General features: G+C 38.2%; 12 protein-coding genes. 3 read left to right on the plus strand and 9 right to left on the minus strand.

Annotated elements, in window-relative coordinates; all coding sequences use genetic code 11:
• The first annotated feature begins 5 nt into the window (after positions 1–5).
• The gene (locus ACFQ19_RS06315; RefSeq protein ID WP_379591227.1) at positions 6–1,640 is read left to right on the plus strand and encodes an amidohydrolase; all 1,635 of its coding nucleotides are present in this window, start codon (positions 6–8) and stop codon (positions 1,638–1,640) included.
• 3 nt (positions 1,641–1,643) lie between these two features.
• Complete coding sequence (locus tag ACFQ19_RS06320; RefSeq protein WP_379591228.1) at positions 1,644–3,110, plus strand: APC family permease; 1,467 nt, start codon at positions 1,644–1,646, stop codon at positions 3,108–3,110.
• 99 nt (positions 3,111–3,209) lie between these two features.
• Here the strand turns inward: ACFQ19_RS06320 and ACFQ19_RS06325 are convergent, their stop codons facing one another.
• On the minus strand, positions 3,210–3,773 hold the full coding sequence (locus ACFQ19_RS06325) for an HAD family hydrolase (RefSeq protein ID WP_379591229.1): 564 nt from the start codon (positions 3,771–3,773) through the stop codon (positions 3,210–3,212).
• Between the two features lie 421 nt (positions 3,774–4,194).
• Here ACFQ19_RS06325 and ACFQ19_RS06330 point away from each other — a divergent pair, with 421 nt between their 5' ends.
• Entirely contained in the window at positions 4,195–4,461 is a 267-nt protein-coding gene (locus tag ACFQ19_RS06330; RefSeq protein WP_379591230.1) for a helix-turn-helix domain-containing protein, read from the plus strand.
• Between the two features lie 209 nt (positions 4,462–4,670).
• On the opposite strand, the gene rbsB is transcribed toward ACFQ19_RS06330, so the two are convergent.
• The 8 genes from rbsB to ACFQ19_RS06370 form a co-directional block, all read right to left on the minus strand.
• Complete coding sequence (gene rbsB, locus ACFQ19_RS06335) at positions 4,671–5,609, minus strand: ribose ABC transporter substrate-binding protein RbsB (RefSeq protein ID WP_379591231.1); 939 nt, start codon at positions 5,607–5,609, stop codon at positions 4,671–4,673.
• A 67-nt stretch (positions 5,610–5,676) separates the two neighbouring features.
• Positions 5,677–6,612, minus strand: a complete 936-nt coding sequence (locus tag ACFQ19_RS06340; RefSeq protein WP_379591232.1) for an ABC transporter permease subunit — start codon at positions 6,610–6,612, stop codon at positions 5,677–5,679.
• On the minus strand, positions 6,590–8,113 hold the full coding sequence (locus ACFQ19_RS06345) for a sugar ABC transporter ATP-binding protein (RefSeq protein WP_379591233.1): 1,524 nt from the start codon (positions 8,111–8,113) through the stop codon (positions 6,590–6,592). The genes ACFQ19_RS06340 and ACFQ19_RS06345 overlap by 23 nt, the downstream gene beginning before the upstream one ends.
• Positions 8,114–8,134: 21 nt before the next feature.
• Positions 8,135–8,530: a D-ribose pyranase gene (gene rbsD / locus ACFQ19_RS06350; RefSeq protein WP_379591234.1), complete on the minus strand. Its 396-nt coding sequence runs from the start codon at positions 8,528–8,530 to the stop codon at positions 8,135–8,137.
• An 88-nt stretch (positions 8,531–8,618) separates the two neighbouring features.
• Positions 8,619–9,605, minus strand: coding sequence for a LacI family DNA-binding transcriptional regulator (locus tag ACFQ19_RS06355; protein ID WP_379591235.1), 987 nt, complete (start codon positions 9,603–9,605; stop codon positions 8,619–8,621).
• Between the two features lie 462 nt (positions 9,606–10,067).
• Positions 10,068–10,760, minus strand: a complete 693-nt coding sequence (locus ACFQ19_RS06360; protein WP_379591324.1) for a FadR/GntR family transcriptional regulator — start codon at positions 10,758–10,760, stop codon at positions 10,068–10,070.
• Between the two features lie 373 nt (positions 10,761–11,133).
• Positions 11,134–12,462: a glucarate dehydratase gene (gene gudD / locus ACFQ19_RS06365; RefSeq protein ID WP_379591236.1), complete on the minus strand. Its 1,329-nt coding sequence runs from the start codon at positions 12,460–12,462 to the stop codon at positions 11,134–11,136.
• Positions 12,463–12,566: 104 nt separating this feature from the next.
• The gene (locus ACFQ19_RS06370; RefSeq protein ID WP_379591237.1) at positions 12,567–13,892 is read right to left on the minus strand and encodes a gluconate:H+ symporter; all 1,326 of its coding nucleotides are present in this window, start codon (positions 13,890–13,892) and stop codon (positions 12,567–12,569) included.
• Positions 13,893–14,164 lie beyond the last annotated feature (272 nt).

Raw genomic sequence — 14,164 nt, forward strand, 5'->3', positions numbered from 1 at the left:
ATAGAATGACACAGAAATTATACTATGGCGGCGATATCATTACCATGACGGGCGAAAATGATGTTGCAGAAGCCATTTTAGTGGAAGACGGACTTATTAAGAAACAAGGCCGTTTAGCTGAAGTGAAACAGGATGCCAGCCATGATGCAGAAAATATTGATTTACAAGGACGTACGCTGATGCCTGCCTTTATTGATCCGCATGGACATATTTCAATGGTAGGACAATTTTCATTGATGGCTGATTTAAGTGAATGTGACCATTTTGAAGATATTATTCAAACGTTAACAGAATATATGCAGAAGAAGCAATTACGTGAAGGAGATGTCGTAGTTGGCTGCGGTTATGACCATAATTTCCTGGCTGAAAACAAGCATCCAAACAAGGAAGTTTTAAATCAAGTATCGACAGAACACCCTATTTTTATTTTACATGCTTCCGGTCACTTAGGCTGTGCAAATGATGCCGCCTTACAAGCAGCAGGAATTGATGCAGAGACAGAAGATCCTGAAGGTGGAACCATCGGACGTGTGGAAGGCAGTACAGAGCCTGACGGTTATTTAGAAGAAAACGCTATGATGGGTCTGCAAAGAACCCTGTTACAGGGCCAGGAAAAAGATTATACACAGCTTATCGAGCTGGCTCAAGATGTTTATATCAAAAATGGAATGACAACTGTGCAAGATGGCGCATCATCCAAAGAAATCATTGATCTATTTAAAGGATTGGCAAAACAGCAAAAGCTAAAAATAGACGTCGTCGCTTATCCGGTCTTTGATGCAGAACCGAAAAAACAAATGGATGAAAATCAGGAATACGCTAAAAAATATAACGACCGCTTTAAAATTGGCGGTTACAAGATGTTTTTAGACGGTTCCCCTCAAGGAAAAACCGCTTGGTTAACCGAACCTTATGAAGGAGAGGAAAGCTATAGAGGGTATCCGTGGCATCAGGACGAGCAAGTAAAACAATATACAGATGCAGCCATCCGTGACGGTGTACAATTATTAACACATTGTAACGGAGACGCCGCTTCTGACCAGTTACTGCGCAATTATCAGGCTTCATTAGAAGAATCAGATCGTCCAGATAAAGACCAATTAAGGCCTGTGATGATTCACTGTCAGACCGCTCGTTATGATCAATTGGACAAGATGGCAGCATTATCCATGATTCCTTCCATTTTCGTAGCGCACACCTATTACTGGGGAGATGTCCATTTAAAAAATCTTGGCGAGGAACGCGGCCGCCGCATCAGTCCAGCAAGATCAGCTTATGACCGCGGATTATGTGTTAATTTCCATCAAGACGCTCCCATCGTCAAACCGGATATGCTACATACCATCTGGTGTGCCGTCAATAGACAAACGCGAAATGGCGTCCATATCGGGCCTGAGGAATGTGTCAGTGTCTATGAAGCTTTAAAAGCTGTAACCATCAATGCAGCGTACCAATACTTTGAAGAAGATACCAAAGGAAGTCTGGAAGAAGGAAAAATAGCAGACCTTGTCATATTAGATGAAAATCCATTAAAAACAGACAAAACAGCGATTAAAAATATCCAGGTTTTAGAAACGGTAAAAGAAGGAAAAACCATATATAATTTAAAAGACCACCATTCCGCAACTAAAGGAGTCTAACGAATGAAAAAGAGAGAAACACTCGCGAAAACACTGAAACCCCATTGGATCTGGGCGATTGCTTTAGGTTCGGCGATTGGCTGGGGAGCTTTTGTCCAGCCAACCACCTGGATGGCTACTGCCGGACCGCTCGGGGTTATTCTTGGGTTCTTTATCGGCGCCTTGCTAATGATTTTAATTGCTGTCAGTTACGGCTCCTTAATTAAAAGTTTCCCTGTTTCCGGCGGAGAGTTTGCATATGCCTATATCAGTTTAGGCAGGACGCACGCTTTTATCTCCGGATGGTTTTTAACTTTAGGATATATCTGTATTGTGGCATTAAATGCCTCCGCATTTGCTTTAATGATTAAATTTATCTTCCCGAGAGTCATTGAAAATATCCCGCTATATCAAATCGCAGGATGGGACGTCTACCTGACTGAGATTTTAGTAGCGGCCATCGTTCTGATTGTATTTGGCTTTTTTAATATCCGTGGCACAACGTTATCCGGCAGAATGCAATTTGTTTTTTGTATGATTATGATTGGAGCCATATTTATCCTTTTACTTTTCGTCGGTATACAGCCCGACGCAGGATTTTCCAATATCACACCGATGTTCCCGCAAGAAACAACAGCCATTGCCGCGATTATTTCTATCGTTGCCATTGCACCGTGGGCCTATGTCGGCTTTGATAATGTGCCGCAAGCTGCAGAAGAATTCGACTTTCCATCCAGCAAAGCATTTAAATTAATCGTCTTTGCCATTTTAGCAGCAGCAACATTATACAGTTTAATGATTATTACAACTTCCATGGTCCAACCGTGGGAAGGTGTTGTAGAAGAAAATCATGTATGGGGAACAGGTTACATTATTGAAAACCTGCTCGGACCTATTGGACTGGCTATTCTTGCTGTCGCATTGACAATGGGAATTTTCACCGGTCTGAACGGATTTATTATCTCTTCCAGCAGACTGTTATTTGCCATGTCCCGAGCTAAAATTATCCCTAAAAGCTTCTCCAAGCTGCATCCAAAATATAATACACCTTACTGGGGAATTATATTTGCAGTAGTGATCGCGATACTGGCTCCGTGGTTTGGAAGAGAGGCTCTGATGTGGGTTGTCGATATGTCCTCCATCGGTGTAACCATCGCCTACTTTTACACCTGTTATGCGGCCTTTTCATTATTTAAAATGAAAAAGGATCACACCTTTAATGAGAAAAAACATATCGAAGCACCAAAGAAAAAGATTATTGCTATCCTCGGGATGATTGCCAGCATTATCTTCTTAGGACTGCTGCTTATCCCGGGCTCACCGGCATTTTTAGGAATAGAATCCAGAATTGCTCTGATTGCCTGGGTTGTCCTGGGAATTATCTTCTATATCATCAAACGAAAAGATCTGAAGCAAATTCCGGAAAAAGAATTGAACTATTATATTCTTGGGACGGAAGAAGTTGAGATTAAGAAGGATGAAGAAGATTAATATCTATATAAAATGAAACACAAGCTCTCTTTTCAGGTTTTAAATGAGACCTGAAAAGAGAGCTTGTTTATCGTTATTCGCAGCACGGGTACATTCCTATTATTCCCGGTCACCACTTTGACTGCATTCCATCATTAATTCCACAGCTTTGGGCACAGACTCCATATCCCATACTGGCAATATCCAAGGCGGCATAGACACTTTTTCATCAAAATCTTTTCTTACAGAGACTGCCGGATTTTGAAGCCAAATCGCATGCATGCCAATTCTATTCGCTCCAACAATATCCGTATCCCAAGTATTCCCTATCATTACCGCCTCGTCCGCTTCAATAGCCAATTTCTCCAGCACATGATCATAAACAATACGGTCTGGTTTTTCAGGAATATCTGGCTCTAGCTCAGATTGGGTAGCATAAACATATTCAAACTTATCTAATATATGTAACCTGTTTAGCAGCTCCCTGACAATGGCACTGTCACTTGTTGCTGTATTGCTTAGAATGGATTGCTTTATCCCCATCTGTCGGATGGTTTCCAATACTTCTGGTACGTGTGCTCTTAATTGAATTTCCGGATAAGCTGTTAGCGGCTTTTTATCTATCTTTCCATTTGGCGGTGTGGTTAGTGTTTCTCCTAAATCCCATATGACGTGAGATATCATGTGAGTTGTCCTCCTCTTTTTTGTGAGTTTTATTTATATTATCATGAGTGGTTAGATAAACAAAGCATTGCTCCATCTTATCTTTGAAAATAAAAGAAAGTATATTTCTAGATTAACTATGGCACATGAATTAAAATTTGGTATTTGATAGCAACAATACTATGCCTATTATATAATAATATAAAAAGATTCTTGTAAACTCGAATCAACAATCAACATTAAAATTATTATATAAAAGAAATCAAATCATCGTATTACCAAAGCCGTTTACATTACTATAAAGTTGTTTTGTTTCATTATTTCAACAAACATAATAGGCTAATTAGTTGAGAAGACATGCTCTTTGCTGAAAAAACAATGCACATTTTTGCGAAATGGTTTCCAATCTTTATTCATCTTTATCCAAGGAGGACTGGCAGCTATGAATGATTTTTTTGAACGTTATGCTAAAATGCGTGGCGAACAACATGTACAAAACCTACAATATGAAGGAAAAATCGCAGCACAAATAAAGCACCTCCGCCAGCAGCAAAAAATGTCCCAGCAGCAGCTTGCTGATTTAGCAGGGGTACCTAAATCAACAATTGGACGTATTGAAGCCGGTACCATAATTCCAAAAGCAGATACATTATTGCAATTGTCAGAGGCGCTGGAAATCCCTTTTGTAATTGATGGAACAACTGATTAGAAGGATGTATTTTTAAAAACGTAAATTTCTTAAAATAAGCAACTACTTCTAATGATTTCATCGAAGTGGTTGCTTATAAAGTGAAACTTCCTTTCTTGAATTAAAGTGAGAGTCTTATAAAAGCCTTTCGATAGGGTAACAGTTACACTGCAATAAATTAACCTATTAAAAAAAGACCACCCTAACGGATGATCTTCCTCTAATCAGATTTATTCACTTATAAGCTCTAGTTCAACAGGAACGAATTCTTCTACTGTTTCTCCATTCATTACTTGTCCCGCTGCTTCTATAGCTCTTTCACCAATTAAATCCGGCTGCTGCGCAATGGTAGCATCCATGACGCCTTCTTCTACAGAAGCTACGGCATCATCTGTCGCGTCAAAACCTACAACCGTAACATCTTCCAACATATTTTGTGCCTGAAGAGCTTCAATCGCTCCAAGTGCCATTTCATCGTTATGGGAAAAGACAGCATCAATATCTTCCGTACCTTGAATAATATTTTCCATGACAGATAAACCTTCTGTCCGATCAAAATTAGCAGATTGATTTGCTACTACCTCTATACCATCCATCTCGTCTACAACGTTATGGAACCCTTCCCCGCGTTCACGTGTTGCAGAAGCTCCAGATATACCTTCTAATTCAACAACATTGCCTTCTTCACTTAATTGTTCTGCGATGAATTCACCAGCCATTTCTCCACCTGCTACGTTATCTGAAGCAATGTGTGTCACAACTTCTCCGTCCTCTGCACTTCTATCAACAGTTATCACAGGGATGTCACTGCTATTCGCTGATTCAATCGCAGATACAATAGCATCAGAATCAACTGGGTTGACTAAAAGAATATCAATATCCTGCTGTATTAAATCTTCAATATCACTTAGCTGGGTGGAAGGATCATCTTGTGCATCTGCAGTAACCACTTCATAACCCGCTTCCTCTGCAGCAGCTTGAGCGCCATCACGTACAGTTACAAAAAATGGGTTATTTAATGTAGAGATAGAAAGGCCGATTTTCACGTTTTCATCCCCTGCGTCTTCCCCTTCTGCTTCATCCGATGATCCTGGAGAATCTGTAGAACACGCTGCCAACAAAACAATAAAAACTGCAATAAATCCAAAATTCTTTAACCATGTACCCATTCTTATTCCTCCTTACAAAATTTTAATTTTTTTGTGATATTTCAATCAATGAAAAATGTTGTCTACCCTATTTCGAACGACGATCCATCAAGACAGCTAGTAAAATGACACCACCTTTCACAATTTGCTGGTAAAATGAGGACACATTTAACAAGTTCAATCCATTATCAATAACTCCAATAATTAAAGCACCAATCAATGTACCGACAATTCTTCCACGTCCACCAGCCAGACTTGTCCCGCCTATAACAACTGCTGCAATCGCATCTAATTCATACATGCTGCCAGCTGTTGGCTGCGCTGAATTCAAACGGCTGGTGAGAATGATACCTGCCAGCACAGACAACATTCCTGTAAGAGAGTACACCCATATTTTTACGCGATCTGCCTTAATTCCGGAAAGGATAGAAGCTTCTTCGTTACCTCCAACTGCATATACTTGCCGGCCAAATACCGTGCTCCGCAGTACGAAGAATAAGATAATAAAAATGATGAGCATCAATAACGCCGGAAAAGGAACTCCAAATACATACCCTCTTCCTATCATTTCAAATGTAAAACTATCTGATAAACCAGTAATAGGTCTGCCATCTGTATATACTAAAGTTGCTCCACGAAATATGGTCATCGTTGCAAGTGTTGCAATAAATGGAGCTACTTTTCCTTTTGTAATAATAAGCCCATTCATAGCACCTAAAGCCAGACCAATTAATAAACCAATAAAGACTGCCAGCATCGGATCCATTCCACTAGTAAGCAATCCTGCTGTAAGTGCACTTCCCAAGGCCAACATCGAACCGACCGATAAATCGATACCGGCTGTCAAAATGACAAATGTCATCCCGAATGCGATAAGTGCATTTATGGAAACTTGTCTCAACAGGTTTAATATATTGTTCATTGTAAAGAAATTATCATTTAACAATCCCAGGATCAGCACAATGATTACTAAACCGATGAGAGGACCTAATTTTGCTATATTATTTATCGCTATTCGTTTCATTGTTCTCTCCTCCCGTCGCAGCCATCATTATTTTTTCCTGATCAGCTTCGTCCTGTTCTAATAAACCTGTCACTTTTCCTTCATGTAAAACCAAGATTCGATCGCTCACCCCAAGAACTTCAGGCAGCTCAGAAGAAATCATAATAATGGCAACTCCATTTTGCGTTAATTCATTCATAATGGTATAAATCTCTTTTTTTGCGCCTACATCTACTCCTCTTGTAGGTTCATCTAAGATAAGCACTTTTGGTTGAATCCCCAGCCATTTCGCAATAACAATTTTTTGCTGATTGCCGCCACTCAAGGATTTAACTTCCTGTTCTTTCCCAGTAGTTCGAACTTGAAGCTGCTGAATCAAATTTTCAACCAGTGACCTCTCTCGCTTAAAAGACATGATTCCATTTGTAGAAATCGTATTTAAATTCGGTAACGCAACATTTTCACGAATAGATGCGTTGATAACCAACCCTTTGGACTTCCGATCTTCCGTGATAAAACCAATTCCTGCTTTCACTGAATCACGCGGATGCTTGATGTGCAATTGATTACCGTGCATTTTAACCAGCCCGTTATCCTTTTTACGAAATCCGAATATGGCTTCCATCACTTCTGATCTCCCTGCACCCATTAATCCGGCAACGCCCAGGATTTCCCCTTTTCTCACATTAAAGTGAATACCTTTAAAAAATCCTTCCAGTTCCAGGTTCTCCACTTCAAAAATGACATCCCCTATTACACTGTTCCTGGTTGGAAAACGCTCTCCAAGTTCTCGTCCGACCATCATTTTAACAATGCTTTCAAATGACGTTTCTCTGACGTTTTTCGTTCCAACATACTCCCCGTCACGGAGAACCGTAATCCGATCACAAATCTCGAATATTTCCTCCATTCTGTGCGAGATGTAAATGATGCTTACTCCTTGTTCCCTTAAAGAACGAACTACTTTGAAAAGGCTCTCAATTTCTCTTTCAGTTAATGCGGCAGTAGGTTCATCCATGATGATCAATTCTGCTTTGGTAGCCAAAGCACGTGCAATTTCCACCATTTGCTGTTTCCCGACAGATAAATCTCCTGCTGTTTCATCAGGATGGATATTCGTTACACCTAAATCGTGTAATCGCTTTTTTGTTTGTTTTTTCATTTCTTTTGTATTCAAAATACCTGTCTTGCCGAATGTTAATTCCTTTCCAAGAAACATATTTTGTGTGACTGTCAAATGCGGAATAATATTCAACTCTTGGTGAATAACAGCTATTCCTTTTTCTTCCGCATCTTTAGGATGTTTAAAGGCGACTTCCTCACCTTTTACTTTGATAACACCATTATCGCGGGGATGGATGCCTGTTAATACTTTTACTAATGTTGATTTGCCAGCGCCATTCTCTCCCATAAGCGCATGCACTTCTCCATATCTCACATCAAAATGCACATTTTTTAATACTTGGTTTCCGGCAAAAGATTTATCAATCGCTTTCATTTCTATAAAAGGTGTTTCAGCCAACGTCACGCACCTCCTTTATCTCTAAAAAATCACACCTGCCTGCAGAATAGCGTTTGCATATGGTGTAGCTTCTCCCGTTCGAATTACTGCCTTGGCATCCTTTACCTTCCCTTTTAACTCCTCATGCGACAAGTAATTAATAGGAATTTCCGAATAGTCCTTCGTTAAATGAACATGCAATGTACTGTTAACTGTTTTTATTTCCTTTGCAAAAGTTATTTCTTCGATGGCCATATCAGCTGCTATTTCCTTTAATACCGTTACAAAGCCAGGAGTTCCAAGCGTAATAGACAGGTCAATACATGGTGTCTCTTCCGGTATTGGCAGCCCACAATCGGCAATAATTACCGTATCTGTATGTCCAAGCCTTGCAAGGACGGATGCGATTTCTCGATTTAAAATTCCTGTCTTTTTCACTTCGAAACATTCCTTTCTCATTTCAAATTGCCTTTCGTCTTATGAAGTTTTAGGTATTCCTTCATCTTACCTTAACCAGCGCAATAACTTATCTTTTTACCTGGGTTGATTCCCGTTGGACTAATTCCACTTTGAATTCCTCGGCTTGTATCGCATCATGTGGATTATTTATGTGATGAATCAAAATTTCTGCTGCCCGCCTCCCAATCTCGTATATCGGCTGCACCATTGTCGTTAAAGTTGGTGAAGTTGTCTCACTCAACCGTATTCCATCAAAGGCAACAACAGCCAAATCCTCTGGAACATGGAAGCCTAACTCCTGCGCAGCACGTAATACGCCAGCACCCATTAAATCATTCGCTGCGAATATACCGTCTATCTCAGGATGATTCACAAGCAGTTCCTTTGTTACTTGAACCGCCATACTATAATTATACCCGCCAGCTTGAACGTAACTTGATAAAAACCAGGGCTCCTCTTTCACTTCATCAAGAAAGCCTCCCAGGCGGTCAAGGGTATTACTTGCATTTTCCGGACCGCATATATGCGCTATCCGATGACAACCTAAAGATTTTAAATGCTGAACCGCCGTCCGCGCTCCTTTTCGATTCTTCACCGTAATTGAAGACAAATTGGCATTTAAAATGCGATCCAGAGCAATAATCGGTATATTGCTTTCTTTTACATGCTCTTCAGAAATCGTACTGGAAACAACAATCATACCGTCCACTGATTTCTGTTTCAGCGCATGCATATACGCCTCTTCTTTCGCAGGATTGTTATCCGTATTACAAAGCAAAAAAGTATAACCTTGCTGGTTTGTGAAATCTTCCACTCCTCGAGCAAGCTCCGGAAAAAAAGGATTTATAATATCTGGGACAAATAATGCAATCATTTTAGAACGTCCATTAAACAGACCCTGCTCCATACCATTCGGATGATCATTGAGTTGCTCCATTGCTTTATGCACTTTCGCTTTTGTATCCGCGTTAACATAAGCCTTACTGTTGATAAGACGAGAAACCATTTCCGACGAATCTTCCGCAACCTTTGCAACATCTTCCATTTCAGGCATTTTAAAATCACTTCCATTAATTGATAGATTTATAAACCCGCTTTATGTAACCGGTTACATAAAGTGGATAAAAATAAAACCAGATAAGCAAGAAGTAAGTCATATTTCATTGTGTAACCCGTTACATAATATACTAAAGCGTTTTAAAATAGATGTCAAGTATTGTATATTAGAAATTTGTAGTATGTACTACCTGGATTTAAAGGTTGGTGGAGTTTGATTATTTGTTTCTGTTGAGGGAAAAATTAAATAGTTGAGCATATTTAAGAGAATGTCAATATGGGGGAAACTGGATAGAAGACCCTGCTGTTTTCTCCCCATCTGACACCTCTTTGAATACCAATTATGATATTTTGTCAATCTGCTTAAAACTTTTATTATTTCCTAAAAATGTCCCCAAATGAATATTCTTTACAGTATATTCATTATAAATATCATTTCCCCTTCTTTAAAAAAGCAAATTCACCTATCATTTCTGGACAATATTTTTTCCCGAACAAAACAAAGATGTTTATACATTTCTTGAAATGATTGAATTGGATCTCTATTCTTTAAAGCTTCATAAATAGCTGTATGATATTCAATTGTTTTTTCAGGTTCACGAAACGGTATAAGACTGTCTGTTTTTTCATGAGCCATCAACAAAGAATCAATCATTCCCTCAACTACAGGATTGTTTGCACTTTGAGCAATAATACTATGAAATTTTTTATCATATTTACCATAATTACTATCTACATTCGCTTCAATGCTATTAATCGTTTCCTTCAATTCATCTAGTTGTTCATCTGTAATCTTCTCTGCTGCAATGGTCACAAGTCCTAATTCTAGTGTGATTCTTGCTTCGATAACAGCCGGTATATTATTAATTGACAATGCTAACATTGCTTTGAACGGGCTACTTCCCACCTTTTCATTTATGTAGGTTCCCCCTCGTGGTCGGCGCTTTACAATTTCTAATGTTTCCAAAGAACTGAATGCTTCTCTTAATACTGGTCTGCTAACATCCAAATCATTCATTAATGTTAATTCAGATGGAAGTTTATCTCCAGGATGAAGTTGACCATCCATAAGCATTGAAATAATATGTTCTAATACTTGTTTTGATAATGTATTTCTTTGAATCGGATTTTTATTAAATTCAACCAAGTCAATCTTCCTTTCTTCTTATAAATATCGTATCAGTCTTAATCATTATATTCTTTTGTAAATTTCCAATTGATTTCACAAATAAAATAGAATACTTATCTCAAGAATAATCCTATTCTGCTTTAAATATGACGATCATAAAAGTATAACTTTCTAATAGAACTATTGGTTGCCATTATACACTATAATGAAATAAGTTATCTACCGACTACAGTTCAAACATTTTTGAACATACAAAAATACCAAAATCAGCAATATTCCATAACTGATTTTGGTATTTAATCAATTCAATATTTTGTTACCCTTTTCATTTTATTTCGATTGAAACACATTCATCAATATTTTTTAATGTTTTGTTCTAAATAATTACCAACTATACTTAACGTACAAGAGCTGGGCGCTTGTTATTAAATTCCCATTCAGAAATTAGATATTTCATGGCTTTTGCGTCGTCTCTTGCACCTAATGCTTCTTTATGATAAATCTCATTAGCTTTAAGTACTTGATTCATATCAATCTCTATTCCAAGACCAGGTTTATTCGGAACCGTGATTTTTCCTCCTTCAATTTTGAAAGGATTCTTCGTTATACGTTCAATCCCTTCTTGCCAGATCCAATGTGTATCAATTGCTGTGATATCTCCCGGAGCAGCAGCTGCTACATGAGTAAACATCGCAAGAGAAATATCTAAATGGTTATTTGAATGAGATCCCCAGGTTAAACCGAATTCATTGCATAATTGTGCAACTCGTACAGATCCTTCCATTGTCCAAAAGTGGGGATCGGCTAACGGAATGGAAACACTGTCTAACTTCAGTGCGTGTCCTAATTGCCTCCAATCTGTTGCAATCATATTTGTTGCAGTTGGAAGCTCTGTTGCTTTTCGGAATTCTGCCATCACTTCTCTTCCTGAATATCCATTTTCAGCGCCACATGGGTCTTCTGCATATGCTAAAATTCCATGCATATCTTGACATAAGGAAATGGCTTCTTCTAGAGACCATGCTCCATTTGGATCCAATGTAATACGAGCATCAGGGAAACGATTTTTTAAAGCTTTGATAGCTTTTATTTCCTCACTTCCCGATAACACTCCACCTTTCAATTTAAAGTCCTTAAACCCATACATTTCATATGATGCTTCGGCTAATCGCACTACTGCCTCAGGCGTTAATGCTTCTTCATGACGTAACCGGTACCAATCATTCTGTGCATTTCCTCCAGATTCGTAAGGCAAATCTGTTTTATTTCGATCACCAATATAAAATAAATAACCGAGCGTTTCAACTTCATCACGTTGTTGACCATCACCAAGAAGAGCTGCAACGGGGACATTCAAATGTTTGCCTAATAAATCTAAGAACCCCGCTTCTACAGCTGTTACTGCATGGATTGTCGTTCTTAAATCAAATGTTTGTGCACCTCTACCACTTTCATCTCGATCGGCATAGGCGTTTCGAATTTTATTCAGCACAGCTTTATAATTACCAATAGGTTCTCCAATAATTAAGTGTTTTGAATCTTCCAGTGTTTTACGTATTTTTTCGCCACCGGGCACTTCTCCAATCCCTTTTTGACCACTTGAATCTTCAAGAATGATAATGTTCCTAGTGAAATAGGGAGCATGAGCCCCACTTAAATTCAATAGCATACTATCTTTACCAGCTACCGGGTAAACTTCCATTTGTATAACAGTTGGTGTATTCATGATAATCCATCTCCCTTATTTTTTACTTTTATAAATTATTGTACTACCAATATTCAAGCGTCGTTCATATATTAGAAGTTTGTGAATCTTATTTTCAATAAAATCTAACCAATAATATTATTCAGAATATACACTCCAATCAAACCTAATATGGATAATGCAGTTGTATAAGTTGTCCTAACCTTAATTGCTTGAGCTACAGTTAAATTAAAATACTCTTTAAATAACCAAAAACCTGGATCATTTACATGTGAAAATGCGATACTACCAGTGGTAACAGCAAGAACCATCATTTCAAAGCTTGCTCCAGAAGATTCAACAAGTGGAAGGACGATACCAGCAGCCGTCATTACAGCTACAGTAGCTGATCCTAAAGCAGCACGCATAATAAGAGCAATCAACCATGCAAGTAATATAGGTGATATTGCCCAACCTTCTGTTAATGCTTGAATATAATCGGCAACACCGCTATCTACCAGTATCTGCTTAAAAGCTCCTCCTGCCCCAATGACTAATATAATGATCGCCATCGGTTTAACACTATCCACACAAGACTTCATAACATCTTCTAATGAACGTCCAATTCTCACTCCAAGGATATAAAAGGAAAGCAATAATGCAATTAATAATGCAATTGGTGCAGATCCAAAAAACTCCATAACTTGCAAAAAGCCATGATCTTCTGGTAATCCAATTTCAGCGGCACCTAAGACTGCCATTAGAAAAACAGGAATAAGTGCTGATATAACACTTGCACTAAAGCTTGGCATTTCTTCTTCCTTGAATTCCTTTGTACTGATTAACCCTTCAGGAATTGATGGATTCATCTTTTTTACAATACTTAATCTCGGCCATAATAAAGCAATAAATGCTCCTACCGGAATTGCTATAATTAGACCATATAGAAGAGTTAATCCCATACTTGCATCAAATACTCCAACTACTGCTGCTGGACCAGGATGTGGCGGTAAAAAACTATGTGTTGTTGATAAACCAATTGACATCGTTAATCCGACATACAGTAAGTTCAAATTTGTTTGACGAACAATGGTAAAAACTAAAGGAATCAATAAGACAAAAGCTACTTCGTAAAACATAGTAACACCAAGTATAAACGATACAATAAGCATCGCTGCCTGCACACGTTTGATTCCTAACTTACCAATTAGAGTATTGGATATTCGCTGAGCAGCACCGCTATCTGCCATTACTTTACCCAGCATTGCCCCAAATCCAAGTATCAGAACAAGGTCATTCAACTGTCCTCCAATTCCTTCTGAAATAGAATCCATAATAGTGTTTAATGGCATTCCTTCTAATAACCCAACTAGTATAGCCACTAGAATTAATGCTACAAATCCATTAAATTTTAATGGAATCATTAAAATCAAAAGAAATACAACGCCTAATGCAACAATCAACAAAGGCAATTTTGACACTCCTAACAAAATAAATTGATTCTATATCATGTTGCAGTACATTCATTTGTTAATTATTATTCTCATGATGCTCAAACGAATCGCCTATGTTATTGGTTGTTTTTAAAACGATAGTTATCATTCTGTTAATTGAACACCTAGTATGTTGACGAATCAGTAGATTGTCATATTACTACTTAAAACAAACATTATACTCCAACAAAATATGTAATAATTCTTAGTTATATATAGTTCTTCCAACTACGTAAGAAAAATATTTCATT

Source organism: Oceanobacillus locisalsi (assembly GCF_042675985.1).
GTDB classification, from domain to species: Bacteria; Bacillota; Bacilli; order Bacillales; family Amphibacillaceae; genus Oceanobacillus; species Oceanobacillus locisalsi.